Annotated in this window: 23 protein-coding genes; 14 read left to right on the top strand and 9 right to left on the bottom strand. The window is 64.4% G+C overall.

Annotation, left to right across the window (positions count from 1 at the left end; translation table 11 throughout):
• Window positions 1–22: 22 nt before the first annotated feature.
• Window positions 23–913 (top strand): NAD-dependent epimerase/dehydratase family protein, encoded by an 891-nt coding sequence (locus tag C8C99_RS21340; protein WP_056646408.1) that lies wholly within the window; start codon window positions 23–25, stop codon window positions 911–913.
• Window positions 914–1,010: 97 nt separating this feature from the next.
• Here the strand turns inward: C8C99_RS21340 and C8C99_RS21335 are convergent, their stop codons facing one another.
• Window positions 1,011–1,823 (bottom strand): aspartate/glutamate racemase family protein, encoded by an 813-nt coding sequence (locus C8C99_RS21335; RefSeq protein WP_108627262.1) that lies wholly within the window; start codon window positions 1,821–1,823, stop codon window positions 1,011–1,013.
• 11 nt (window positions 1,824–1,834) lie between these two features.
• Window positions 1,835–2,725: an amino acid ABC transporter substrate-binding protein gene (locus C8C99_RS21330; RefSeq protein ID WP_108626825.1), complete on the bottom strand. Its 891-nt coding sequence runs from the start codon at window positions 2,723–2,725 to the stop codon at window positions 1,835–1,837.
• Between the two features lie 358 nt (window positions 2,726–3,083).
• Here C8C99_RS21330 and C8C99_RS21325 point away from each other — a divergent pair, with 358 nt between their 5' ends.
• Window positions 3,084–4,298, top strand: a complete 1,215-nt coding sequence (locus C8C99_RS21325) for a D-amino acid dehydrogenase (protein ID WP_199226471.1) — start codon at window positions 3,084–3,086, stop codon at window positions 4,296–4,298.
• Window positions 4,299–4,375: 77 nt separating this feature from the next.
• Here C8C99_RS21325 and C8C99_RS21320 read toward each other — a convergent pair whose 3' ends face one another.
• From C8C99_RS21320 to yghU, 3 genes are all read right to left on the bottom strand, one after another.
• On the bottom strand, window positions 4,376–5,305 hold the full coding sequence (locus C8C99_RS21320) for a LysR family transcriptional regulator (protein WP_108626823.1): 930 nt from the start codon (window positions 5,303–5,305) through the stop codon (window positions 4,376–4,378).
• A gap of 249 nt (window positions 5,306–5,554) precedes the next feature.
• Window positions 5,555–6,187: a glutathione S-transferase family protein gene (locus C8C99_RS21315; protein ID WP_108627261.1), complete on the bottom strand. Its 633-nt coding sequence runs from the start codon at window positions 6,185–6,187 to the stop codon at window positions 5,555–5,557.
• A 21-nt stretch (window positions 6,188–6,208) separates the two neighbouring features.
• Complete coding sequence (gene yghU / locus C8C99_RS21310; protein ID WP_108626822.1) at window positions 6,209–7,111, bottom strand: glutathione-dependent disulfide-bond oxidoreductase; 903 nt, start codon at window positions 7,109–7,111, stop codon at window positions 6,209–6,211.
• A 472-nt stretch (window positions 7,112–7,583) separates the two neighbouring features.
• Here yghU and C8C99_RS21305 point away from each other — a divergent pair, with 472 nt between their 5' ends.
• From C8C99_RS21305 to C8C99_RS21280, 6 genes are read left to right on the top strand one after another with little or no spacing between them, the layout of a single operon-like run.
• Window positions 7,584–8,528 carry a LysR family transcriptional regulator gene (locus C8C99_RS21305; protein WP_233247276.1) on the top strand — a complete coding sequence of 315 codons (945 nt, stop codon included), beginning with the start codon at window positions 7,584–7,586 and terminating at the stop codon, window positions 8,526–8,528.
• Between the two features lie 53 nt (window positions 8,529–8,581).
• Window positions 8,582–9,568, top strand: a complete 987-nt coding sequence (locus C8C99_RS21300) for an ABC transporter substrate-binding protein (protein WP_108626820.1) — start codon at window positions 8,582–8,584, stop codon at window positions 9,566–9,568.
• 17 nt (window positions 9,569–9,585) lie between these two features.
• Window positions 9,586–10,350: an ABC transporter permease gene (locus tag C8C99_RS21295; protein ID WP_199226539.1), complete on the top strand. Its 765-nt coding sequence runs from the start codon at window positions 9,586–9,588 to the stop codon at window positions 10,348–10,350.
• A 20-nt stretch (window positions 10,351–10,370) separates the two neighbouring features.
• Window positions 10,371–11,138, top strand: a complete 768-nt coding sequence (locus C8C99_RS21290; RefSeq protein ID WP_108627260.1) for an ABC transporter ATP-binding protein — start codon at window positions 10,371–10,373, stop codon at window positions 11,136–11,138.
• 23 nt (window positions 11,139–11,161) lie between these two features.
• The gene (locus C8C99_RS21285; RefSeq protein ID WP_108626818.1) at window positions 11,162–12,466 is read left to right on the top strand and encodes an FAD-binding oxidoreductase; all 1,305 of its coding nucleotides are present in this window, start codon (window positions 11,162–11,164) and stop codon (window positions 12,464–12,466) included.
• 36 nt (window positions 12,467–12,502) lie between these two features.
• Window positions 12,503–12,856, top strand: a complete 354-nt coding sequence (locus C8C99_RS21280) for a RidA family protein (protein ID WP_108626817.1) — start codon at window positions 12,503–12,505, stop codon at window positions 12,854–12,856.
• A gap of 348 nt (window positions 12,857–13,204) precedes the next feature.
• Here C8C99_RS21280 and C8C99_RS21275 read toward each other — a convergent pair whose 3' ends face one another.
• The 3 genes from C8C99_RS21275 to polA all read right to left on the bottom strand — a co-directional run bounded on the left by C8C99_RS21275 (window position 13,205) and on the right by polA (window position 17,246).
• A complete protein-coding gene (locus C8C99_RS21275) occupies window positions 13,205–13,510 on the bottom strand; it encodes an AzlD domain-containing protein (RefSeq protein ID WP_108626816.1) in 306 nt (101 codons plus the stop codon).
• Window positions 13,507–14,229, bottom strand: a complete 723-nt coding sequence (locus C8C99_RS21270; protein ID WP_108626815.1) for an AzlC family ABC transporter permease — start codon at window positions 14,227–14,229, stop codon at window positions 13,507–13,509. Before C8C99_RS21270 ends, C8C99_RS21275 begins: the two co-directional genes overlap by 4 nt.
• Window positions 14,230–14,447: 218 nt before the next feature.
• A complete protein-coding gene (gene polA, locus C8C99_RS21265) occupies window positions 14,448–17,246 on the bottom strand; it encodes a DNA polymerase I (protein ID WP_056646444.1) in 2,799 nt (932 codons plus the stop codon).
• Between the two features lie 64 nt (window positions 17,247–17,310).
• On the opposite strand from polA, the gene C8C99_RS21260 reads away from it, so the two are divergent.
• From C8C99_RS21260 to C8C99_RS21240, 5 genes are all read left to right on the top strand, one after another.
• On the top strand, window positions 17,311–17,673 hold the full coding sequence (locus C8C99_RS21260) for a hypothetical protein (RefSeq protein WP_108626814.1): 363 nt from the start codon (window positions 17,311–17,313) through the stop codon (window positions 17,671–17,673).
• A 105-nt stretch (window positions 17,674–17,778) separates the two neighbouring features.
• Entirely contained in the window at window positions 17,779–18,732 is a 954-nt protein-coding gene (locus C8C99_RS21255) for a homoserine kinase (protein ID WP_056646448.1), read from the top strand.
• Between the two features lie 167 nt (window positions 18,733–18,899).
• A complete protein-coding gene (locus C8C99_RS21250; protein WP_108626813.1) occupies window positions 18,900–19,754 on the top strand; it encodes a BPSS1780 family membrane protein in 855 nt (284 codons plus the stop codon).
• Window positions 19,702–20,493 carry a FecR domain-containing protein gene (locus tag C8C99_RS21245; RefSeq protein ID WP_108626812.1) on the top strand — a complete coding sequence of 264 codons (792 nt, stop codon included), beginning with the start codon at window positions 19,702–19,704 and terminating at the stop codon, window positions 20,491–20,493. The genes C8C99_RS21250 and C8C99_RS21245 overlap by 53 nt, the downstream gene beginning before the upstream one ends.
• A gap of 262 nt (window positions 20,494–20,755) precedes the next feature.
• Complete coding sequence (locus tag C8C99_RS21240) at window positions 20,756–22,708, top strand: PhoX family phosphatase (protein WP_108626811.1); 1,953 nt, start codon at window positions 20,756–20,758, stop codon at window positions 22,706–22,708.
• A gap of 178 nt (window positions 22,709–22,886) precedes the next feature.
• Here the strand turns inward: C8C99_RS21240 and C8C99_RS21235 are convergent, their stop codons facing one another.
• The gene (locus tag C8C99_RS21235) at window positions 22,887–25,352 is read right to left on the bottom strand and encodes a UvrD-helicase domain-containing protein (RefSeq protein ID WP_108627259.1); all 2,466 of its coding nucleotides are present in this window, start codon (window positions 25,350–25,352) and stop codon (window positions 22,887–22,889) included.
• A gap of 43 nt (window positions 25,353–25,395) precedes the next feature.
• Here C8C99_RS21235 and C8C99_RS21230 point away from each other — a divergent pair, with 43 nt between their 5' ends.
• Window positions 25,396–26,121, top strand: a complete 726-nt coding sequence (locus C8C99_RS21230; RefSeq protein WP_108626810.1) for a hypothetical protein — start codon at window positions 25,396–25,398, stop codon at window positions 26,119–26,121.
• The last annotated feature ends 179 nt before the right edge of the window (window positions 26,122–26,300 follow it).

The raw sequence follows: 26,300 nt of genomic DNA, 5'->3' as shown, positions 1-26,300 counted from the left end.
CACTCTTCGCAGGACAACGCTGATGAACATTTTGCTCACCGGCTCCACGGGTTTTGTGGGCCGCACCGTGGCTGCCGCACTCACCCAGGCAGGACACCAGGTGCACGGCGGCGTATCGCCCCGCCACCAGTCACCCGGCGCCTTGCAAGTACCCATGGACTTTGCGCGGGACACCTCTGCCCAGGCCTGGCTGCCGCGCCTCGCGGGTATCGATGCCGTTGTGAACGCCGTAGGGGTGCTGCGCGACAGCCGCGCGCGCCCCATAGACGCCGTGCACCAACACACGCCGGTCGCGCTGTTTGACGCATGCGCCCAGGCGGGCGTGCGGCGCGTGGTACACATCTCGGCCTTGGGCATTGAGGGCAGCGCCACCCGCTATGCCACTACCAAACGCGCCGCCGACGCCCACCTGCTGGCGCTGGCCAGGCAAGGGGCATTGCACCCCGCCGTCCTGCGCCCCAGCGTGGTGTTTGGCAAAGGCGGGGACAGTAGTGCGCTGTTCATGAACCTGGCGCGCCTGCCGGTCGCGCTGTTCCCCGGCCCCATGCTCACGGCGCGGGTGCAGCCGGTGTCGGTTCACGACCTGGCCGCGGCCATCGTTGCGCTGCTGGGGCCCGCCGTTGCCACCCAGGGCATCATCGAATGCGCCGGGCCCGAGGCGCTGACCATGGGCGATTTCATTGCCAGCCTGCGCCAGCAACTGGGCTATGGCAAGGCGCATGTGCTGCGCCTGCCCGACCCGTTGACCCAGCTGAGCGCCCGCCTGGGCGACGCGGTGCCCAGCGTTCCCTGGTGCACCGAGACCCTGAGCATGCTGGGCAGCGACAACGTGGGCAACCCCGCAGTATTCGAGCAACTGCTGGGTCGCAAGGGGGTGCACTACAGCCAGCTGGTGGCGACCGCCTGGCGGTGATTCGCTTAGCCTGGGCTTCAATCACGCAGGCACATCGTCCGACCTCCTGAGCAGCGGCCTTCACGCCGTGGCGCGCGGGAGCAGCCGTGCTCGCGCACTACACCACAACCCGTGAGGCGGATGACCCAACGGCGGGTGGTACACCCGTGTCCCTATTTCCGTACGCATGCCGCGCCAAGGCGGCCGCCAGCACCAGAGACGGGTTGACCAGCGTCAGCCCCTCCAGCCGGGAATGCTCCGACAGTGCCAGCGGAATCTCGGTGCAGCCCATGATGAGGGTGGAGACCCCATAGCGCTGATGCAGCACCAGCGACACCGCTTCAAACCGCTGGCGGGCCAGTGCGTAGTTGCCGGCCTTCACGCCGTCGTAGATGCCCTGCATCAGCTGGTCGCGCTCGCGGGGTTCGGGTACAAAGCAGTCGATGTCGCGGTGCTCCAGCTCGCGCTGGTACAGGCCTGCCTCGTAGGCGCCCTGCGTGGCCAGCAGGCCCACGCCGTGCACCTCGCGCAGCGCCAGGTCGGCCACCACCTCTTGCACCCCGTGCAGCACCGTCAGCTGCGGAAAGCGCTGCTGCAGCAAGCCATGCCAGGCGTGGGCCGTGTTGCAGGCGATGGCCACCACGCGCGCGCCCAGCGCCGCCAGTCGGCCCGTGGCCTGCAGCATGGGGTCTGCGGGCTGGTGTGCACCCGGGCGGGTGTCGTGCAAGGCCGCCGTGCGGTCAGGAATGGGCACCTGCGCCAGCCAGTGCTCGGGGTAGGCCTGGTCGTGCACGGGGATGCCCAGGGCCGCCATGCGGTCGGTGCAGGCCTGCACAAACAGGCGCACAAAGTCGGCGCCCGCAGCAGGTCCCATGCCGCCCAGAATGCCCACTACCTGCGGGACTTGGGAGTGCGGGGTGGGCGGCAACATGCTCACGCTCATCACAGCGCAGGCTTGTCGCTCTGGGCCACCAGGTTGTCGCGCAGCTCCTTGCTCATGGGCAGGTTGAGGCTCTGGCCGCGCGGGGGCACCGGCGACATGAACCACTTGGTGTAGAGCTTATCGAACTCGCCCGACTTCATCATCCCACCGATCACGCCGTTGACCAGCACTTGGAACTGCGGGTCGTCCTTGCGCAGCATGCAGGCATAGGGCTCCACCTGCAGCGAATCGCCCACCACCACCCAGTCGGCCGGGTTGCGCGTGTTGCCCATCAATCCAAACAGCAGGATGTCGTCCATCGCGAAGGCCTCTGCACGGCCGGTGTCCACCAGCAGCAGGGAGTCCTCGTGGTCCTTGCCCAGCACGATGTCCATGTCCAGATTGTTGTCGCGGTTGTACTTGCGGATCACCTGCGCGTTGGTGGTGCCCGAGGTGCTGGCCACCTTTTTCTTTGCAAGGTCGGCGTAGTTCTTGACGCCCGAGGCCTTCTTGGTCAGCAGCCGGGTGCCGGTGTAGAAATAGTTGATGGCAAATTGCACGTCCTTGCCACGGGCCGTGTTGTTGGTGGTCGATCCGCACTCCAGGTCCACGGTGCCGTTGGTCAGCAACGGAATGCGGTTTTGCGAAGTCACGGCCTGCAGCTCCACCTTGATGGCGGGGTTGTTCAACCGCTTCTTCACCGCATCGACCACGGCGTTCGAGATGTCCACCGACATGCCCACCGGGTTGCCCGGGCCCGCCAGATAGCTGAAGGGCACGGACGACTCGCGGTAGGCCAGCGTGATCTTGCCGGTGTCGGCAATCTTCTTGAGGGTGTCGGCACTGGCCACGGTACTGGCCAGCACACCGGCGACCACGAGGACAGCAGCGGTGACAGCGGAGAGCTTCATGGGAATCCCTTTGCAAAAAATCAGGTGAACAGACAGTCGGACAGATGAGAAAGCAAGACGCAGGGGCACTGTAAAAATTTGCGGCCGTCTTGAACAATTCATTTGCACAGGTCCACCATGATGAAAAGTTATGGCTCTGTTTCGGTGCATACCCATGCACCATCGTGGACCGCCTCGCCCTCTTTTTGACCCCTGGTGTCGGCTGCGTCAGCTCCCCCTCCACATGCCTGGCTGAATGCATCAGACGCCGACATGCGCATAACTTCCCGGCATGGCAAGGCACTGCTTTGGCATTGTTCAGCAGGTGCATCGCCCCCTACATTCGTTGGCATCTCCTCCAACCGTTTCACTCTCTCCGATGCAGGTATGTGTATTGGGCGCAGGCATCGTCGGCCTGGCCACGGCGTATGAACTTCAACAGCGCGGCCTGCAGGTCACCGTCATCGACCAGGCGCAGCCCGGCACGGGCGCCAGCGGTGGCAATGGCGCGCAGCTGAGCTACAGCTATGTGCAGCCCCTGGCAGACGCCAGCATCTGGCGGCAGCTGCCCCGGCTGCTGCTCTCGCCCAGCTCACCGCTCAAGCTGCGCCTGCAGTGGGACCCCCATCAGTGGCGCTGGGGGCTGGAGTTTCTGCGCGCCTGCAACCAGCCAACCTCTGAACGCAGCACTGCGCAGCTGCTGGCCCTGGCCGCCCTGAGCCGCCACCACTTCGAGGCCATGATGCGGGCAGAAGCCTTGAATTCCGACTTCTCCAGCACCGGCAAGCTGGTGCTGTACGACACCACCACCGGCCTGGCCGCAGCACAACGCCAGATGGACCTGCAGCGCCAGTGGGGCTGCGAACAACAGGCGGTGTCGGCCCAGCGCTGCGTGGAGATCGAGCCCGCGCTGCAGCACTACCAGCCGCGCATTGCCGGGGCCATCTACACCCCCAGTGAATGCGCGGCCGATTGCCTCCAGGTCTGCCAAGGCTTGCAGGCCGTGCTGGCCGCACGGGGCGTGCGCTTTGTACTGGGTGCCACGGTCCAGGGCTTTGTGCGCCAAGCCTCCCGCATCGCTGCGGTGCAGACCCGTGCAGGCGCCATCGAGGCGCAGCAGTTTGTGCTGGCCCTGGGCAGCCGCAGCCACCAGGCGGCGCAGACGCTGGGGTTTCGCCTGCCGGTGTACCCCCTCAAGGGCTATAGCATCACACTCGACACCAGCCCCGCACCATCGGCAGCGCCGCGGGTCAATGTGACCGACGCTGCACGCAAGGTGGTGTTTGCGCGCATCGGCCAGCGCCTGCGGGTGGCGGGCATGGCCGAACTGGTGGGGCACGATGCCCGCATACCTGCCGAGCGCATCCAGCGCCTGCACGACGCCACCCGCGCCGTTTTCCCCAACTGCCATCAAGGCGGGGACCCGCATGCCTGGACCGGCATGCGCCCCGCCACACCCACCGGGCTGCCAGTGGTGGGCCGGTGGGCGGGCGCGCCCGACAACCTGCTGCTCAACACAGGCCACGGTTCTTTGGGGTTCACGCTGGCGTTTGGCACGGCGGCGCAGTTGGCCGAGCTGCTGGCACCCGCCTGACCCACCCGCACGCACACCCATACTCCTCCGCTCTGCAGCCACACAGGCACTACCACCTGCCTCGGCAGGTCGCCCGTTTACTCCGCCTCGGGCTGCAGGCCCACCGCTTTCAGCGTCTCAGCCACCGCCTGGCGCATGCATTGCGTCATGGCACTGGCCAGCAGTGAGCTGGGCCGGTTCACGGTGCGCAGCGACTTGATGGGTACCGCAATGTGCGGCGCGAGCGCCAGCACATCCACCTTGCTGCGGTCGGCCGATGCCGCCGTGCAGGCATCCACCAGCGCCACCGCGTGACCATGGTGTGCCAGTGCCAGCGCCGCATGGTAGGTCTGCACCGTAAACGCCGTCTGCAGGCCCACACCCGCCTCGCGGCACGCGTGGTTGACCACCGTGCCGATGGGGTCGCGCACATCAAGCCGCACTACGGGCGTGTCTGCCAGGTCGGCCAGATGCACCACCCCGGCCATCACCAGCTCAGCACCCAGCATGCCCTTGGGCGCCACACACACCATGCGCCCATCGGCCAGATGCTCTTGCGTCAACGCGGGGTGGGCGATGGCGCTGAACACAAAACCCACATCCGCCTCCTGCAGCACCAGGGCCGAGACGATCTGGGGCGAGTGCAGCGCGTCGATGGTGACCTGCACATCCGGGTGCTTTTGCCTGAAGAACCGCAATGCGCGCGGAAGCACCTCGTAGCTCAGCGCCAGCACGCTCAGGATGTGCAACTCCCCTTCGCGCCGGTCGCTCTTGAGGCTGTTGGCCAAGCGCTGCACATCATCCAGCTGGGTGAACAGGCGCTCGATGTGCGGGTACAACGTCTGCGCCTCGGTGGTGGGCACCAACTTGCCCTTGAGCCGGTGAAACAGCGGAAAGCCCAGCTGCAGTTCAGCATGTGCCAGGATGCGGCTGACCGCAGGCTGCGTGACGTTGATGAGGCGAGCCGCCGCGCTCACGCTGCCGGTGAGCATGACGGCGTTGAAGACTTCTATGTGGCGAAGGCGCATCAACGAACAATGCAAGGAACAGGCCCGATGCGCAATCCTTGCATCCACCCATTGCGACTCCAACGGGGACTAGTGTGCTGTCCCGTAAATAGCTGCACGAAATGAAATCGATGGCATCGCGCCCAGGGCAAGGCGCAAACCGCAGTGATAGCCGTAGCTATCGCGAGGATTTGCAACGCAGCCCTGGGAGTGAGGACACGATTTCATGTGCAGTTATTTGCGGGACAGCACACTAGAGCAGCGCGATGGTTAGAGCGATATCGACGGCCGCTGCGCCATGGCCGCACGCCAGCGCAACAGGTTTGGGTGCTGCTCGCCCGGCTTGTGCTTGACCACCCGCGCGAAGTCCACCGCCACTACCGCCGTGATGTCGGCCACGCTGAAGCGCTCGGCGGCAATGAAGTCGCGGTCCGCCAGGCGTTCGTTGAGCAGCTGAAAGAACTGCCCCACACGCACCAACCCACGCTCGGCCAGGGCCGGGATTTGCGGGTAGTCCACCGCTCCGGGCAAGGCCCGGTTGGCCATGGCGGGCGCGCTGTTGCGCAGTGCCTCGGCAATGGCCTGCAGGCCCTCGAACTCCATGCGCCAGTTCCAGCTTGCAATCTCGGCCTTTTCTGCGGGCGTCTCGCCCAGCAGTGCAGGCTGCGGGTAGCGCGCCTCCACATACGCCGTGATCGCCGCGTTGTCGGTCAACAGCAAACCGTCTTCCGCGCGCAGCGCAGGCACCGTGCACTGCGGGTTGATCTGGCGATACGCCTCGCCCAGTTGCTCGCCATTGCGCAGGTCCACCTGCACGGTATCGTGGGCCACGCCCTTTTCTGCCAGCAGGATGCGCGCACGGCGCGGGCTGGGCGCCGTGGCGCAGTCGTACAAAGTGATCATGGTGACGCCTTGCAAAAACACTCAGCGTGCAGGTGAAGAAGCTGCTGCTGCCGCCTCGATCTTGTCCTGCGTCTTGGTGTCAAAGTCGCTGGCGTCGTGCCGCTCGCGCAGTTGGCTGGCCAGGTCGCCCTGCACACGGTTCACCTTGCGCCCCCGCTGCACGGCCGGGCGCTTGGCAATCTGCTCGGCCCAACGCACCACATGCGTGTATTCGTGCACCTGCAAAAACTCGCCCGCGTTGTAGGCCTGCCCTTTCACCAGCAGGCCATACCAGGGCCAGATCGCGATGTCGGCCACCGTGTATTTATCGCCCGCCACGTACTCGGTTACGGCCAGGCGCTGGTTCAGCACATCCAGCTGGCGCTTGGCCTCCATGGCATAGCGATCAATCGCGTACTCGATCTTGACCGGCGCATAGGCATAAAAATGCCCAAACCCGCCGCCCACAAACGGCGCACTGCCCATCTGCCAGAACAGCCACGACAGGCACTCCGCCCGCGCCGCGCCGTCCTTGGGCAAGAACGCGCTGCCGAACTTCTCGGCCAGATACATCAGGATGGCGCCGGACTCGAACACGCGCACCGGGTTGGCGGGGTCAGTGCGGTCCAGCAGCGCGGGGATTTTGGAATTGGGGTTCACAGACACGAACCCGCTGCCAAACTGCGCCCCCTCGTTGATGCGAATCAGCCACGCGTCGTACTCCGCCCCGCTGTGGCCCAGCGCCAGCAGCTCTTCCAGCATCACCGTCACCTTCACGCCATTGGGCGTGCCCAGCGAATACAGCTGCAGGGGATGGCGACCCACCGGCAGTTCCTTGTCATGCGTGGCACCGGCAATCGGCCGGTTGATGCTGGCGAACTGGCCGCCGTTTTCCTTGTTCCAGTGCCAGATGGCGGGGGGGGTGTAGGGGGTAGGGTCAGACATGCAGGGACTCCCGGGGGAAAGCGGTTAGGGAAGGTGGCTGAACAGCCAATTGCTGGATGAGTTTACCGATGCGGCTTCGGGTCTGCAGGGATACGGCAACCCACTGAACCAGACCTCGCAGGGGGAGGCTTTGCGGCCTTTGAATCTGGAGACACAAACGCACTGGCCCCAAACCAACGCGGTCTCCGAGGTAGACGCGCCTGGGACTCAATGTCTGGCACGCCATCCAGCAAACGACGCACGCTGCCGCTCATCCAAGCTGCCAGCAACACACCGAGCGCACGACAGACGTTGCCGCCTGCCAAACCGAGGGATTACCCGAACACCGGATGACTCTAAAGGCGTCAAACAGAAGATCGCCTGAACATCACTATTAGATTTACTTAATGTGAATTGTTTATGCGTATCGATCAAATAGTATTTAAACAGCTTCTAATAATCAATCGGAGACAAGATGAATCGAGCCGCTAGCTTGGACGTCCGAGCCTTGAGAGTTTTCGAGGCCGTTGCCTCGTCCGGAAGCCTTTCATCCGCCGCGAAACTGCTCGGCATCACGCAGTCGGCAGTGTCTCAATCCCTCAGCCAAATCGAGGAGATTCTGGACACGCAGGTGTTTGACCGGACCCGCCGGCCGTTCAAACTCACGCCTGCGGGCATCGCGTTGAGCCGCCGGGCGCGCTCCATCGTGGACGAGATGGACCGGCTCGTGGTTCACGTGCGAGACGCAGACTTGGCCAGCCGACCCGCCATTCGGGTCGGCATGATTGATTCGTTCGCAGCAACGGCGGGCCCCGCCATCGTGAAGCGGATCACGGCGTCGGCAAGCCAACTGCTGCTCTGGTCGGGGTTGGCCAACAGCCACGCCCAGGCACTCTTGAACCGGCAGTTGGACCTCATCGTCACCTCTGACTCGCTGGAAGACGTCGACAACATCGTCCGCAGGGCGGTCTTCACGGAGCCTTTCGTCATTGCGCTGCCCCGGGCTCGCCTGAAGGAATTTCAGGACGCGGACCTCACCAAGCTGATTCAACGTGCACCGCTCATCCGGTTCAGCGCACGTTCGCACTTCGGAGCGGTCATCGAGCGTCACCTGCGCCGCAGTGGGCACACGGCACACCCCTTCCTGGAGATAGACACCTCCGACGTCGTGATGTCGATGGTGGCCGCAGACCTCGGCTGGACCATCACGACACCGCTCTGCCTGCTGCAAGGCCGGATGTACGAATCGCAAATCGCCACGCTGCCCCTGCCGGGCCCCCAGCTCAGTCGAACGATCTACCAGCTGTCCAGAGAAGGTGAGTACGAGGACATGGCGGAGAACTGCTTTCAAGTCAGCCGCAGCATCCTCGAATCGGAAATATTCCCCGAAGTCAGGGCGTCTATTCCTTGGCTGCGCAGCGGCATAGCGCTGTGCTGACGGTCACCCACCCTGTTTTTGCGCCCCATTTATTTCAACAAAAGGAGATGACTATGGCTTTCAGCCGTCGAGTTTTTTTGCACACCGTGGCCGCCGGTTCGGCCGTTGCTGTCGCGGGCATGCCGCTGACCGCGCTTGCGGCTACGCAGGTCAAGTACGGCGGCTCCGCCTGGCTTGGGCACTACCCCGCCTACCTGGCGATGACGGAGGGTTTCCTCAAGGAAGCAGGCATTGAGCAAGACTGGCAATCCTTCGGCACATCCTCGTCCCGCATGAGCGCGGTGATGTCCGGCGGCGTGGACATCGCCTGCACGGGCATCGTCTCGGCGCTGGCATTGATGGCGCGGGGAGCCAAGCAGTTCTCCGTGATTGCCATTCCCGAGAACTTCGGACGGGTCGAAGGCCTGATGGTCCGGGGCGGTGTCAAAAGCATCCAGGAACTGAAGGGCAAGAAGGTCGGCGTGACCTTCGCGTCGAGCGCCCACCTGCTGGTGTTGGATCTCATCGCCAAGGCTGGACTGAAGCCAGATGAAGTCACGGTCCTGAACGTCCCAGCCCCAGAACTGCCTGCCGCCATGCAAGCTGGGCAAATCGATGCGGCAGGCGCGTGGACGCCCCAGTTCGACGCTATCCGCAAGCAACCTGGTGTGACGGTGCTGGCTGACGACACCCAATTCAGCCTGTACCAAAGCAACAAGGTCACGCCTGGCCCCGATGTTCTGGTGGTGCGCCGTGCCTTTGCGGAGAAGAACCCAGAAGCCGTGAAGGCCTACCTTTCGGCCTATTTCAAGGCAACCGCCCTTCTGCGTGACAAGCCAGAGCAGGCGGCGGGCCCGCTGTCCAAGCTCACCAACCTGTCCACCGAAGACCAGCTCGCCGCCGTGAAGGGCGCCGACTGGTATAGCCAAGCCCAGCAGGCCGAACTGCTCAAGGGGCCTTACATCGAAGGCCTGCAAAAGCTCGCCGAGCTGCTGGTCTCGCACAAGCAGATTGACAAGGCGCCCACCGTCAAAGAGTGGATTGACACGTCTTTTGTCTGAGCAGGAGCATCCGCGTGATTTCTAAACAACCTTCGCGCAGCGCATTGCTCAGCACAAGCGCTGCCTCCATCATCGTGTTCCTCGCGGTATGGGAGCTGATTTGCAGGGCTGGATGGATCGACCCCATCTTCCTGCCTCCTCCCAGTGCCGTCTTCGCCAAAGCCATGGGGATGGTTGGCGAAGGCACACTGATTGGCAACGTGCTCGCTTCCGGCCGTCGCGTCATGATTGGCTTCCTGGCGGCGACCGCCGTGGCCATACCGTTGGGCATCATCCTGGGCACTTCAACCTATGCCAGGGCAGCCTTCGACCCCATCCTGTCCTTCCTGCGGCCGCTGCCATCCATGAGCTGGATCCCCCTCTCGTTGCTCTGGTTTGGCATCACCGAGACGCAGAAGTACAGCATCGTGTTCATGGGCACATTCGCCCCCGCGCTCGTCTATGTGATCGAGGCGACCCGCAACGTCGACCCATTGTTGATTCGCGCAGCCCAAAACCTGGGGGCCAACCGCTGGCAGGTGATGAAAGAAGTGATTCTTCCAGGGAGTCTCCCGCAGATCCTGAGCGGCATGAAGGTCATCCTTGGCTTGGCCTGGACCTGCGTGATTTCCGCTGAACTGGTTGCAGCGCGCGAGGGCCTTGGCTTCCTCATCATGAACGGCAAAGAGTTCTTCCAGACCGAAGTTGTGGTGCTCGGCATGCTGCTCATCAGCATCACTGTTCTGGTCACCGACTTTGTATTTCGCGTCCTTGAAAACCGGGTATTGAGGTGGCAACGATGAGCCAAGCAGACACTTCCTCCATGATTTCCGTTCAGGGAATTTCCAAGCACTACGGGGACTTCCAAGCACTTCAGCATGTTGATCTGGAAATCGCCAAGGGTGAATTCGTAGTGCTGCTCGGCGCATCAGGCTGTGGCAAATCCACCCTGCTGAACCTCGTGACGGGGTTTGATCGCCCCACCGGTGGACGCATCTTTGTCAATGGCCGCCAGGTCAACAAGGTGGACCCGCACTGCGGCATGGTCTTCCAGCAGTACGCGCTGTTCCCTTGGTTGACGGTGATCGACAACGTCGCGTTCGGTCTCAAGATGAAGGGCATCTCCAAGGCCGAGCGGCACAAGACCGCCACGCACTTCATCGAGATGGTCGGCCTCAAGGGCTTTGAGCACAAGTACCCGAACGCCCTGTCCGGCGGCATGCGGCAACGCGTATCCATCGCTCGGGTGCTGGCCAACGACCCAGACGTCATTCTTCTGGACGAGCCGTTTGCCGCGCTGGACGCCATGACACGCCAGGTACTCCAGGACGAGCTGCTCCAAATCTACGAGAAGAGCAAGAAGACCATCATCTTCATCACGCACTCCATCGACGAGGCGCTGCTCCTCTCGACGCGCATGCTCATCATGAGCGCACGGCCTGGCCGGGTGGTGACCGACATGGTGAACGACCTGCCGATGCCGAGAAACGCGGAGGTTCAGCTCTCGCCGCGCTACAACGAACTCAAGTCCCAGATCTGGGACACGGTGCAGTCCGAGGTGATGCGCAGCCTCAAAGCGACCAGCCACTGAAGGCCATAAAGAAAGAACAGTCCATGACCCGTTCACAGACTTTTCCGAGCTACCAAGCTGGCTCGGGGTGGAATGCTTTGCTTCCAAACAGGGCTCCAAGGGACTCAGCACCCAAGGAAACGCACTTCGATACCGTGGTCATCGGCGCCGGCGTCACCGGGGCGGCAGCCGCTCGGCGAATTGCCGAGCTGGAGCCGGGCTCCCGCATTCTGCTGGTTGATGCAACAGCGGCCGGTGAGGGCTCTGCGGGCCGGAACTCGGGTTTCCTGATCAATCTGCCGCACAACACGGGCATGTCCGGGCACGGAAGCCCTGCGCAGATTGCCCGCAAGCAGATTGCGCTCTACGACACTGGCTTGAAGTGGCTGAAATCGCTGATTGACCAATACCACATCGACTGTGGATGGAACCCTGTAGGCAAATACCACGCGGCCGCGACAGCCGATGGTGAGCAGAATTTGCGCAGCACGCTGAACCAGTACCAGGACTGGGGAGTCGAGTACACAGAACTGGGCCAACCAGAGCTCGAGCAGCGGTTGGGTACTTCGTACTACCGCTACGGGTACCACTCACACAACAACATCTTCGTGCAGCCTGCCGCGTTGATTCGCGGCTTGATAGACCACCTGCCAGAGAACGTCTTCGTTTGGGAGAACGAGCCAGTCCTCTCGATCGAAAAAGGCAAGCCTCATCGCATCAGAACACGCAGCAAGGACATCGCCACGCCGCGGATCGTCGTGGCGAATAATGGCTTTGCGCGCAAGCTAGGGTTCGCCAAGGACCGCGTCTTCACCATCTACACATATGCAGCCTTTACGCCTCAACTGGACGAGGGGGAGCTTGCCAAGCTGGGTGACACCCAGGAGTGGGGCGTGATTCCGGCGAACCGCCTGGGCACCACGCTGCGCAAGGCCGCTGGCGGCCGCTTCATGGTGCGCAGCGCCTACTCGTATGAGAAGGAGCAGTCGCTCACGACCGTGCACGCCATGCTCCAGGAGTGCTACCGCAATCGCTATCCTCACATGGCGTCCCACGATTTGGAGCATGTCTGGGGCGGAGTCACGGCATTGACGCGCAATGGCGCCCTCTACTTTGGCCGACTGGATGAGGGCATCTACATCTCCATTGGCTGCAACGGCGCAGGCATGTTGAAGGGCAGCATGTTTGGGAAGCTCACGGGCGAAATGGCGTGCGGCCATCAATCCACAGAGCTGGCCGATGCACTCGGTTTCCAGCGACCAACGTGGCTGCCTCCAGACCCCATTCGCCGTGTCGCAGTGCTGAGCGCCATCCAGTACCAAAAGCACAAGGCTGGCCTCGAACGCTGAGCGGCATCCTTTTCATCACTTCAACAGGAAAAAGCAATGACAGAAGACATCGTCCGTACCGGTGGCAATCACCGAATGTCCAACGTGGTCTCTTACAACGGGGTGCTGTATCTGGCGGGCCAGGTCCCCACCAAGGTGGATGTGGGTATCACCGAGCAGACCCAGGAAGTCCTCAGTACGATTGACAGCATCCTCAAGGAACACGGCAGTTCCAAGGAGCGCATTCTTTCGTGCCAGATCTTCCTGTCCGACATGCGCCTCTTCAGCAAGATGAACGAGGTTTGGGACAACTGGGTGGCCAAGGGCCATGCGCCGGCGCGCGCGACCGTCGAGGCCAGGTTGGCAAGCCCGGAGAAGTTGATTGAGATCTGCGTCACCGCGGCCAGCTGACACCCAAAACCTCAACCCGTAGATCTGCGTGCCAAACTGGCAGAGGTGACCCACAGAACCCACGGGGGGTCAGGCTGCAACGAGCACACGAACGGCCTGCTCATACGGTTTTGCTTTCCATCGGATAACCAGGCGGAAAGCCGCAGACAGTGCTGTAGCGCCGCAAGGCGAACTAACGACGTCATGCGATTGAAGGCAAAGTCGTATCAGACCGTATCTGCCAAAGGGTATCGATCTCTTGGACGATTCACCGGCCAAGCTCAACGCGTTGGCGAGACCGTCCCGTGAGAGGCAGTGCGAGACTTTTGGCTTCGCCCCGGGCCAGCAGCAACTCCTGGCCCGTGGCACTCACCCCCACCACCGCACAGCCCCGGCGGCTACCGCCCCGAGCACCACCACCAGCAAAAACGGCAGCCGCAACCACAGGGCCAGCGCTGCCACCCCGAACGCCGCCAGCCGGGCATCGATCACCAAGGCGGTGCCTGCGGCAAACGTGTTCATCACGGTCAGCGCCGACAGCAAGGCCACGGTGATGGCCCCCGCCACGCGGGCCATGCGGGGGTTTTGCAACCAGCGTGCGGGCACGGCATAGCCCGCGAGTTTGGTGAGGTACGTGGCGGCGCAAGCCAGCACGATGGCGGTCCAAAGCGTCAAGGCGCGCCCTCCCCGCGCGCGGACGGCGCGTCCGGGCTGCGCACCCACCAGCCCCAGGCGGCACCCGCCACGGCGGCCAGCAGGATGGGCAGGCCCGGTGGAAGCAACGGCACCGCCAGTGCAGTAGCCACGCCGCACAGCACAGCCAGTGCCACGGGTTCGCGCTGATTCAGGCGCGGCCACAACAGGGCCAGAAAGGCGGCCACGGCGGCGCCGTCCAAGCCCCAGCGGCGCGGGTCGCCCAGCGCGTCGCCCAGCACGGCGCCGAGCAGGGTAAACAGGTTCCAGAGCACAAACACACCGACGCCCGCCGTCCAGAAGCCGCGCCGTTGCTCATCCGACGCCATCTGCCCTGCAGCGGTGGCCGCGGATTCGTCAATGGTGAGCTGCGCGGCCACGGCCTTGCGCCAGCCGGTGGGAGCGACCATGGCGTTCATCTGCATGCCGTAAACCGCGTTGCGCACACCCAGCAGCGCAGCAGCCCCCAGGGCCGCAGAACCGGCACCGCCACCGGCAATGACGCCGATGAAGGCGAACTGAGAACCGCCCGTGAACATGAGCAGGCTCAGTGCCATGGCCTGCCCCACCGTGAGGCCAGCCGCCACGGCCAGGGCGCCAAAGGAGATGCCGTAGAGGCCGGTGGCGGCGGCAATCGATAAACCCATGCGGATGGCGGGCGTCCAGGTGGACGGTCGCAGAGTGGGCGGGGGAGAGATCATTTGCTTCAAATTTGATAGCTGCTAGCGCTTTTATCATGGGCACTAGAAGCCAATAACGCTTCAATATCGAGCCGAATGGCGCTTGAACGGCTGGGGCGTCTGGCGGGTGGGTGACGCCGTGCCTATGCCAGCGCCCCCGGTGCAAAGACAGCCCCGAAGCACGGGGCCGCACCAGACAGGGAAAGCTGGAAAGCAGCTTCAGGAAGGCTTTCCGCCCCTCAATGCGCCTTGTCCCAGTTCGCCCCCACCCCCACCTCTGCCAGCAACGGCACCTTCAGCGCCGCCACCTCCGCCATCAGGCGCGGGACGTGAGTCTTGAGCCAGTCCATCTCGCTCTCGGGCAGTTCGAACACCAGTTCGTCGTGCACCTGCATGATCATTTGGATGTCCGGCTTGTGGGCATCCAACTCTTTCTGCACCGCCACCATGGCCAGCTTGATGAGGTCTGCCGCTGTGCCCTGCATGGGCGCGTTGATGGCGGCACGCTCGGCCCCGGCGCGGCGGGGGCCGTTGGGGGAGTTGATCTCGGGCAGATACAGGCGGCGGCCAAACACGGTTTCGACGTAGCCCATGGACTTGGCGGCGGCCTTGGTGTCGTCCATGTACTGCTTCACGCCGGGGTAGCGCTGGAAGTATTTGTCAATGTAAGCGGCTGCGGCCTTGGTTTCGATGCCCAGATTCTTGGCCAGGCCAAAGCTGCTCATGCCGTAGATGAGGCCGAAGTTGATGACCTTGGCGTAGCGGCGTTGCTCGCTGGTGACCTGGTCCACCTCCACCCCAAACACTTCGGCAGCGGTGGCGCGGTGCACGTCCAGGCCGGCGTGGAAGGCGTGCAGCAGCGAGTGGTCGCCGCTCAGGTGGGCCATGATGCGCAGCTCGATTTGGGAGTAGTCGGCGCTCGCAATCACGCGGCCTGCGGGGGCCACAAAGGCTTCGCGCACGCGGCGGCCTTCGGGGGTGCGGATGGGGATGTTCTGCAGGTTGGGGTCGTTGCTGGACAAGCGCCCGGTGACGGCCACGGCCTGCGCGTAGTGCGTGTGCACGCGGCCGGTGCGTGGCAGGGCCAATTGCGCGAGCTTGTCGGTGTAGGTGCCTTTGAGCTTGACGAGGCTGCGGTGCTCCAGCAGCTTGGCGGGCAGGGGGTAGTCCTCGGCCAGTTTTTCGAGCACTTCTTCGTCGGTGCTGCGGGCGCCGGTAGCGGTCTTCTTCACCACGGGCATGCCCAGCTTGTCGAAGAAGATTTCACCCAGTTGCTTGGGGCTGCTCAGGTTGAAGGGCTGGCCTGCAATCTCGTACGCCTCGGTTTCGAGCTGCAGAATGCGCTGGCCCAGCTCGTGGCTTTGCGCGGCCAGCGTGGGCGCGTCGATCAGCACGCCGTTGCGTTCGATGCGGTACAGGGCTTCGCTGCTCTGCATCTCCAGTTCGTAGATGAAGCGCAGCTTGTCGTCGGCCTGCAGCAGGGGCCACAGGGCGTTGTGCACGTCCAGGGTCTGGTCAGAGTCTTCACACGAGTAAGCGGCGGCTTTGTCCACCGGCACTTGCGCAAACGGGATCTGGTGCGCGCCCTTGCCGCACAGGTCTTCGTAGGTAATGCCTTTGCGGCCGGTGTGGCGCTCGGCCAGGCTGGTCAGGTTGTGGGGCTTGTGCACTTCAAGCACGTAGCTTTGCAGCATGGTGTCGTGCGCGTAGCCCTGCACTTCGATGCCATGGTTGGCGAACACATGGCGGTCGTATTTGATGTGCTGGCCCAGCTTGGGGTGCTTGGGATCTTCCAGCCAAGGCTTGAGGCGGGCGAGCACTTCATCCAGCGGCAACTGCGCGGGCGCATCGGGGCCTTCATGCCGCAGAGGGATGTAGGCGGCTTCGCCGGGCTGCACGCTGAAGCTGATGCCGACGATTTGCGCGCGCATTTCATCGAGGGAATCGGTTTCGGTGTCAATGGCCGTGAGCGGGGCTTTGTGCAGGCGCTCCAGCCACTGGTCAAAGTCAGCCCAGTTGAGGATGGTGTCGTACACCACCGTGCGGTGCTGGGCTTCTTCGGCCACGGTGCTGGCGGAATGGTCGGCAAACAGGTCGCCACTTTGGCCGGGCATGGCGACGGTGGGGGCTGTGGCGGCGGGGGCCGCTGCGCCCTTGATGGCGCTGGCCAGGCCCTTGAAGCCGTATTTTTCGTAAAACGGCAGCAGGCCCGTGTTGTCGGGCGCGTCCAGCGTGATGTCGTCAAACGCGGGCAGGCCGGGGATGTAGTCGGCCAGCGCGCAGTCGGTCTTCATGGTGACGAGCTGGCGGCTCAAGGCCAGCTGACCGCTGGCAATGGCTTCGCGCAGGTTGTTGCCCGCCACGCCCTTGATGGCGTCGGCGTTGGCAATCAGGTTGTCGAGCGAGCCATATTCTTCCAGCCACTTGGCGGCGGTCTTGGGGCCCACCTTGGTCACGCCGGGCACGTTGTCCACGGTGTCGCCCACCAGGGCCTGGTAGTCCACCATCAGCGCAGGCGGCACGCCAAACTCTGCTGTCACGCCTGCCACATCGCGGCGCTTGCCGCTCATGGTGTCGATGATGGTGATGTGCTCGTTGACCAGCTGGCTCAAGTCTTTGTCGCCGCTGGACACAATGACTTCAATGCCCTGCGCGGCGGCCGTGTGGGCCAGGGTGGCGATCACGTCGTCGGCCTCTACGCCGGGCACGGCCACCACCTTCCAGCCCAGCAGGTCCACCACCTGGTGGATGGGCTCGATCTGGCTGCGCAGGTCGTCGGGCATGGGCGAGCGCGTGGCCTTGTATTCGGTGTACAGGGCGTCGCGGAAGGTGGGGCCGCTGGCGTCGAACACGCACACGGCGTAGTCGGCCGCCACCTCTTTGCGCAGGGCCTGCATCATGTTGATCATGCCGCGGATAGCGCCCGTGGCGGCACTGCTCATGTCGCCCGGCACGGCCCGCAGGTCGGGCATGGCGTGGAAGGCGCGGTAGAGGTAGCTGGAGCCGTCCACCAGCACCAGGGTCTTTTTGTTGCTCATCCGGCAATTGTGCACGGGCAGGGCCTATCGCAGCGCCTGCCGGGCGGCGCTCTACAATCGCCCGATGCGCGCTGTTCACCTTCTCCTGCTGCTGGGCATGGCCTGCGGCAATGCCCTGGCCCAAACCTCGCCCTCATCCCCTGCACCCACCGCTGCGGGCGCCCAGCGCGAGGCTCTGCCCGATCCAGAGCCCCTGTCCGGCCGCAGCAACCAGCGCACGGAGCGCATCCAGATCGAAGACGCTGGCAGCCGTGTGGATGAGCTGCGGGTGGGCGGGCAAACCCAGAACATCTCGGTGCAGCCCAAAACCGGCAACCTACCCGCCTACGAAGTGCAGTCGCCTGACGGCGCGCGCAGCCGCTCTGGCGGCAACAATGGCGCCGAGACCACCACAGCGCCCCGCGTCTGGAACGTGTTCAAGTTCTGATGGACTGCAGGGTGGCGCGCAAACACTGCGCTGCCACCGGTTGAGTTCCGCTTGCCACTCGTTGTCCCGCCCCTTCCCTTTCTCATTTCTTCGACCCCCTGAGTGATGGCCGTTTTTACCGAAGTCTCCAATCCCGAGGCGCGCGAATTGCTGCGCCGTTTGCAACTGGGCGAGCTGGTGGAGCTGCGCGGCATTGAGGGCGGCATCGAGAACACCAACTACTTTCTGACCAGCGACCAAGGCGAGTTCGTGCTGACGCTGTTCGAGCGCCTCACGGCCGAGCAGTTGCCGTTCTACCTGTACCTGATGAAGCACCTGGCGCACGGCGGCGTGCCTGTACCCGACCCGCGTGCCGACAAGAACGGCGACATCCTGCACACCGTGTGCGGCAAGCCCGCCGCCGTGGTCAACAAGCTGCGCGGCAAGAGCCAGCTGGCCCCGCAAGGCGTGCACTGCGCGGCCGTGGGCACCATGCTGGCCCGCATGCACCTGGCGGGCCGCGACTTTGACCGCCACCAGCCCAACCTGCGCGGGCTGCCCTGGTGGAATGAGACGGTACCGGTGGTACTGCCCCACATTGACGATGCACAGGCCGCACTGCTGCGGTCAGAGCTGGCCTATCAGAACCATGTGGCCGCCAGTTCTGCCTATGCCGCCCTGCCACGCGGGCCCGTGCATGCCGACCTGTTCCGCGACAACGCGATGTTTGAGGGCGAAGAGCTGACGGGCTTCTTCGACTTCTACTTTGCAGGGGTGGACACCTGGCTGTTTGACCTGGCCGTGTGCCTGAATGACTGGTGCATCGACCTGCCCACCGGCACCCACGACGCCGAGCGCGCCACGCGCATGCTCGACGCGTACCAGGCCGTGCGCCCGCTGACGGCCGCCGAACGCGAGCTGCTGCCCGCCATGCTGCGCGCCGGGGCGTTGCGGTTCTGGATCTCGCGCCTGTGGGACTTCTACCTGCCGCGCGAGGCCTCCATGCTCAAGCCCCACGACCCCACGCACTTCGAGCGCGTGCTGCGCGGGCGCCTGGCTCTGCCCGTACACGCGGGCTGAGCCCACCACAGGCGAGCAGCCTCTAACCCCTGGCCCAACCACCGGTTTGGGGCGGTGGGGTAAATTCGATCTTATTCGCCCACCCGACATCCGATGCCGCTCGGCGCCCCCTGTGGGCGCCAGGGCACAGCTGGCGGTGCGGGCCTCTCCTCCTTTCCAACGTATTCATGAAACTCCACATCGTTCCCGCACGCACCGGCATGGCCTGGGTCAAGCTCGGCGTTCGGGCGTTCTGGCGGCAGCCCATGGCGCTGGCTGCGCTGTTCTTCATGACCATGGCGGCGATGTCGCTGGCCACCATGATTCCACTGGTGGGCCCGGCCATTGCCCTCGCACTGCTGCCCTCGGCCACGCTGGCCATGATGGTGGCGGCGGCGCAGGCATCGCAAGGGCGGTTTCCGATGCCCACGGTGCTGTTGGTGGCGTTTCGCACCGGGCGCGAGCGGCTGCGCGACATGCTCACGCTGGGTGTGCTGTATGCGGTGGCTTTCCTCGGCATCATGGGGCTGTCGGCCCTGCTGGACGGCGGTCAGTTTGCGCAGGTGTACTTGGGTGGCGCGCCGATGACCCGGGAGATTGCCGAGAACCCAGACTTCCAGCGTGCCATGTGGCTGTCGATGCTGCTGTACCTGCCGCTGTCGCTGCTGTTCTGGCATGCACCGGGCCTCGTGCACTGGCATGGCGTGCCACCGGTCAAGGCGTTGTTCTTCAGTATCGTGGCCTGCGTGCGCAACTTTGGAGCGTTCCTCGTCTATGGGCTGGGCTGGCTGGGGGTGTTTTTGCTGGGCGGGCTGGTGGTCAGCATCGTGTCGGCCCTGCTGGCTGTGGCGGGGCTTGCGGGCTCGATGGCCGGTGGCATCATGGTGGGCACTGCCATGATGATGGCGGCCATGTTCTTCACCTCGGTGGTCTTCACCTTCCGCGACTGCTTCGAGCCCCCCTACACCCCCCAGCAAGAAGAGGCGCCCCATGACACCCCGCCCCCCAGCCCCCCCGACGCACCACCTGCAGGGCCGCTCTGACGACGAGCTGGTCTGGTTCCAGCGCCGCAGCGTGGTGCAAACCGCCGCGCTGTGGGTGGCAAGCGGTGGCTGGGCTGCCGCCCATGCGCAGGCGCGCAGCAACATCGTGGAGGTGCGCGGCGACGTGCTGCGCAATGGCGAGCCCCTGACGGCGCAGCACACCGTCACCGCCAACGACCGCATCGAGACCGGGCCGGGCGCCAGCCTGGTGTTCTCGGTGGGAGACAGCGCCTTCATGGTGCGGCAGAACTCGCGCATGGCGATGGAGAGCGACACCCCCACGGCCGTCAAGCTGTTGCGCCTGCTCAGCGGCGCGGTGGCCACAGTGTGGGGGCGTGGCCCTGACCGGCAGATTGCGCTGCCCACGGCCACCGCAGGCATCCGCGGCACCGGCGTGTACGCCGAGGTGTTTGCCGACCAGGACCAGCGCGGCTACCTCTGCAACTGTTATGGCACGGTGGAGCTGACGGCAGGGGGCGAGCGTCTGGTGAGCCAGTCCAGCTACCACCAGTCGTTTTGGGCTGAGCCCGCACCCCGCAATGGCAGGCTGCTGACACCGGCAGGGGCGATCAACCACACGGACGAAGAGATGGAGTTTTTGGCGGGGCTGGTCAACCAGCGCACCGCGTGGCAGGTGTCGGGCCGCAAGGGCATCAAGGACGGCAGCGGCGGCGCGGCCGCACCGGCCAACAGTTACGGAACCGGCAACTCCTACGGCCCGCCCGGCTCCCGGGACTGAGCGGCTCTCAGCAGTACTCAGCCGCACTGCCCCGCAGCGCACGCGCAGCAATGGCCGCGCGGCGCTCCTTGAGGTGCCTTTACGCAGTGCGCCAGGCACTGCGTCAAACCGTCACACAAACGTCAAACCACTGTCACGGGGCGTTCCTAGGATCGCGGGCTGGACTCCATGCCACCCGCCCCACACGCCTTTCCAAGAAGGCTCCCGGTCGGATCAGGGCGTGGCATGCCCGTTCGCATACCCACTTGGAAACACCCCGAAAATGACCCAACCGACGATGCCCACCCGCCGCAAGGCCCTGCAACTGCTGGCCGGCGTTCCCATGCTGCCGCTCAGCGCCAGCGCCTCAGCCGCCCTGCTGACCGCCTGCGGTGGCAGCGACTCCGCCGCGCCCAGCTTTGTGTCGGCCAGCTTCACGTCGATGGCAGCCCCCACCCTGGCCAACGCCGCTGCCATGGCCACCACCACCGTGGGCTCCACGCTCAACCTCAAGCTCAGCGACGACTCGGTGCGTTCGTACCAGCTGGCTTACCAGCCGTTCTTCGTGACGGGCGACATGGTGTCCGACGGCAAGGGCGGCACCATCCTGTCGGGCGGCTACTACGACATCAACAACAAGCCCATCATCGACGCCACGGTGGCTGGCAAGGAGCGCCAGTATTTCTCGGACTCGCCCGACGGCACCTCGCTGCTGACCGTGGCCAACCCCACCGTGACCGGCCTCAAGGGCAAGGCCGTGTTTGCCGTGGTGCAGTTTGAATACACCACCTGGGCGCAAGACGGCAAGACCGACATGTACGGCAAGCTGCCCTCGCCCATCGCCGTGCTGACGCTGGACCAGGACCAGACCACCGGCAAGTTGAGCCTGGTGAAGTACCACAACGTGGACACCTCCAAGGTGCACGGCCTGTGGATCACCTGCGGCGCCAGCCTGTCGCCCTGGGGCACCCACCTGTCGAGCGAAGAGTACGAGCCCGATGCGTTCAGCATCGCCAGCAACGCCATGTTCAAGGCCTACAGCAAGAACCTGCTTGGCGACGAAACCAAGGCCAACCCTTACCACTACGGCCACATGCCCGAGGTGACGGTGAACCCTGACGGCACCGCCAGCATCAAGAAGCACTTCTGCATGGGCCGCATCTCGCACGAGCTGGTGCAAGTGATGCCTGACAACCGCACGACGCTGATGGGCGATGACGCCACCAACAGCGGCTACTTCGTGTTCGTGGCCGACAAGGAAAAGGACCTGTCGTCCGGCACGCTGTACGTCGCCAAGGTGGGCAGCGGCTTCTCTATCGACCCCAAGGTCGGCACGGCGGCGCCCCTCACCTGGATCAAGATGGGCTCGGCCACCAGCGCCGAGATCGAGAACCTGGCCAACACGCTCAAGCCCACGGACATCATGACCGTGAAGACCACCGACCCAGCCGACGCCAGCTACACCAAGATCGTGGCCAACGGCAAGACCGAGTGGATCAAGCTGAACGCCGGCATGGAAAAGGCCGCCGCCTTCCTGGAAACCCACCGCTACGCCGCCTACCTGGGCGCCAGCCTGGGCTTCACCAAGATGGAAGGCACCACCGTCAACGCCAGGGACAAGATTGCCTACTCTGCGCTGCAGAACATCCAGTCGTCCATGGTGGCAGGCAACGCAGCCAACGTGCCGGGCAACGGCATCTCGGTGCCCAAGCAACTGGTGGCCGGCGCCGTGATGGCGCTGAACCTCAAGGGTGGCCAGAAGGACACCGCCGGCGGCTCCATCAACAGCGAATGGATGCCCGTGGACACCAAGGTGCTGCTGGCCGGTGAAGACATCACCGCCGACGCCCTGGGCAACACGGCCAACCCCAACAACATCGCCAACCCGGACAACCTCAAGTTCTCCGAAAAGATGCGCACGCTGTTCATCGGCGAGGACAGCAGCCAGCACGTCAACAACTTCCTGTGGGCCTACAACGTGGACACCAAGCAGCTGTCGCGCGTGATGTCGATCCCCGCGGGCGGCGAGTCCACCGGCCTGCACGCCGTGGACGAGATCAACGGCTGGACATACATCATGAGCAACTTCCAGCACCCCGGTGACTGGGGCAGCATCCACAGCGTGGTCAAGGAAACGCTGGACCCGATGATCAAGGCCAACTACAAAAACAAGAACGGCGCGGCCGTGGGCTACCTGACGGCTGCTGCCAAGCAGCCCAGCCTGAACCAGGCCTGAACTCAGCCTGAAACCCGCCTGAGCTAGAGGCCAACAGGGCTGCACCCGGTGCGGCCCGCTTCCAAAACCAACGGGGCCCGAGGGCCCCGTTGTCATTGGCGGCTCTGGATTGCTATATATACGATAGCTATCCAGGCATAAAGTACTAGCGCTACCAGGCGATTTTGCTCAAAACCTGCTACTCGACCACCGTCAGCTTGGCCACCGACAGCGCCAGCCACTTGGTGCCGTGGCGCGGAAAGTTGACCTGCGCACGCGCGTCGTCGCCGGTGCCTTCAATGGCCAGCACCTTGCCCTCGCCAAACTTGGTGTGAAACACGGCAATCCCCGCGCGCAGGCCGTGCGATGGCGCGGCCTTCTGCACAGGCACAGGGGGGCTGGCAAATGTCTCAGATTTGAAGCCAAATTGGCCCCTAGCGCTAGATCCATATGCGCCACCAGCTCCTGTATTAGTAGCAAAACTGGGCGCATACGAGCCAAAGCCCTGCTGCTTGGGCGTGATCCACTTGAGGGCCGCTTCGGGCAGCTCGTCGAAGAACCGGCTCTTGATGTTGTAGCGCGTCTGGCCGTGCAGCATGCGCGTCTGCGAATGGCTCAAATACAGGCGCTTGCGCGCGCGGGTGATGGCCACGTACATCAGGCGGCGCTCCTCCTCCAGGCCGTCGCGGTCGCTGGCGGAGTTCTCGTGGGGGAACAGGCCCTCTTCCATGCCGCCGATGAACACGCAGTCAAACTCCAGCCCCTTGCTGGCGTGCACGGTCATGAGCTGCACTGCGTCCTGCCCAGCCTGGGCCTGGTTGTCGCCCGCCTCCAGCGCGGCGTGGGTCAGGAAGGCCGCCAGGGGCGAGAGGGTTTCGCCAGTGTCGGCGTCCACGATGCCGGGCAAAGCGGGTTTGAGAGGCTCGTCGAGCACCGGCGCGTTGGGGTCCAGCCCTTGGCTGACCGTGCTTTGGGTCAGCGGCGTGCCGTGCTCGTCCAGCGGCAGCGCCACCGCATCACGGCCAAAGCCCTCTTGCGTGACGAAGCTCTCGGCAGCGTTGACCAGTTCTTCCAGGTTCTCGATGCGATCGGCGCCTTCCTTCTCGGTGCGGAAGTGCTCCACCAGCCCCGTGGATTCGAGCATCTGCTCGATGATGCCGCGCAGGTTCAGGCCCTGGGTCTGCTCGCGCAGCACATCCACCATGGCCACAAACGCGCCCAGGTTGGCACCCGCCTTGCCGGGCACGGCGCTCACCGCGTCGTGCAGCGAGCAGCCGGCGGCGCGGGCAGCGTCCTGCAGCACCTCGATGCTGCGCGCGCCAATGCCACGCGGCGGGAAGTTGACGACGCGCGTGAAGCTGGTGTCGTCATGTGGGTTCTCCAAGAGGCGTAAATACGCCAGCGCGTGCTTGATTTCGGCACGCTCAAAAAACCGCAGGCCGCCGTACACGCGGTAGGGCACGCTGGCATTGAACAGCGCCGATTCGATCACCCGGCTTTGTGCATTGCTGCGGTAGAGCACGGCAATCTCTTTGCGCTCAAAGCCGTCGTTGCGCACCAGCTGCTTGATCTCGTCCACCATCCACTGCGCCTCGGCCAGGTCGGAGCTGGCCTCATACACACGCACCGGCTCGCCCGCACCTTGGGTGGTGCGCAGGTTCTTGCCCAGGCGGCGGCTGTTATGGCTGATGAGGTGGTTGGCCGAGTCGAGGATGTTGCTGTAGCTGCGGTAGTTCTGCTCCAGCTTGATCTGGCGCTGCACATCAAACTCGCGCACAAAGTCGGTCATGTTGCCCACGCGCGCGCCACGGAAGGCGTAGATGCTCTGGTCGTCGTCGCCCACGGCGATCACGCTGCCGCGCGCTTCAAAACGCCCACCCACGTCGTTGCCCGCCAGTTGCTTGAGCCAGGCGTACTGCAGCTTGTTGGTGTCCTGGAACTCATCGACCAGGATGTGCTGGAACCGGCGCTGGTAGTGCTCGCGGATCGGGTCGTTGTCGCGCAGCAGCTCGTAAGACCGCAGCATCAGCTCGCCAAAGTCCACCACGCCTTCGCGCTGGCATTGCTCTTCGTACAGTTGGTAAATCTCGACCTTCTTGCGCGCATCGCTGTCGTGGGCTTCCACGTTGGCGGGGCGCAGGCCTTCTTCTTTGCAGTTGGCGATGAAGTACGCGAGCTGCTTCGGCGGAAAGCGCTCATCGTCCACGTTGTGCTGCTTGCACAGACGCTTGATGGCCGAGAGCTGGTCTTGCGTGTCGAGAATCTGGAACGACTGGGCCAACCCCGCAGCCTTGTGGTGGGCCCGCAGCAGCCGGTTGCACAGGCCGTGGAAGGTGCCAATCCACATGCCGCGCACGTTGACCGGCAGCATGGCCGACAGGCGGGCCACCATCTCCTTGGCGGCCTTGTTGGTAAAGGTGACAGCCAGAATACCGCCGGGCGTGGCATAGCCGTTTTGCAGCAGCCAGGCAATGCGGGTGGTGAGCACCCGGGTCTTGCCCGAGCCGGCCCCCGCCAGGATGAGCGCATGGCCTGCGGGCAGCGTCACCGCAGCCAGCTGCTCGTCGTTCAGATTGGCCAGAAGGGGGGATGCGGCCGAGGGCGCACCGGAGTGTGGGGGCACCAGGGCATCTGGCACACCCGAAAACGGGTCTTGTGGGAACATGCAGCCATTGTAGAAAGCGCCCTGTCCCATGCCGCCACGCACCATGAAAAACATTGCCCCCACCCTGGCCAGCCTGCTACTGACACTGGTGCATGCCCCGCAGGCGCTGGCCCAGGCCAGTTGCAGCAGCGACGGCACACCAAAGCCCGTCGCGCTGTTCGAGCGCTTCATCAGCGCGGACTGCGCAGCCTGCTGGGGCGATGCGGCCACCCCGGCACCGTCGACCAATTCGAGCGCCGTGGTGCTGGACTGGATCGTGCCCGGCACGGCGGGTGATGACGCCCCTTTGTCGGCGGCGGCCTCCACCGACGCCCTGCCCCGCCTCCAGGCCCTGGGGCGCAAGCCCCCCACCTCCACCGATGTGCACATCACCTCGGTCGATGGGGCGGCGAGTGGGCGATTGCGTGTGGCCCACGGGGTTGCGTTCAATGACTATGTGGGCACAGGCATCAGCTTCACGCCCTCTCCCGCGCCAATGCAGCGCCAGGCGGCAGCAGCGCCCCTTGCGTTTCACCTGCTGCTGGTGGAAACCATCCCCGCAGGCACCGACGACACGGTCGTGCCCCGCCACATCGTGCGCAGTCAGTTCGAGGGCTCCTGGCCCCAGGCCCAACGGTCTGAACGCAACAAAGACCGGCCGCGGGTGTGGATGGAGACCCGTCCCATGCGCATCCCTGATGGCGCGCAGGCCGAGCGGCTGCACTTGGTTGGCTGGGTACAGGACGCCTCGGGCCGCATCGTGGCGGCCGCCCAATCCATATGCAGGTAATACCGGGCCCGTTATGACGGCCATTGGTCAGGCGGGTAGAATCAATCACCGGGCCCAAGTTTCTTGACGCCCGGTTTTTTGTGCCTGCGCTCAGCAGGGTTCGGAGTAACTGTCACGTTCACTCCCGCAAAGCCGGTCCGACAGCCAAGCGCCCACCGCCGTCGAAATAGTTTGGCGGC

The sequence above is a fragment of the Acidovorax sp. 107 genome (assembly GCF_003058055.1).
Taxonomy (GTDB): Bacteria; Pseudomonadota; Gammaproteobacteria; order Burkholderiales; family Burkholderiaceae_C; genus Acidovorax.
This window is presented reverse-complemented; position numbering and strand designations above follow the sequence as displayed.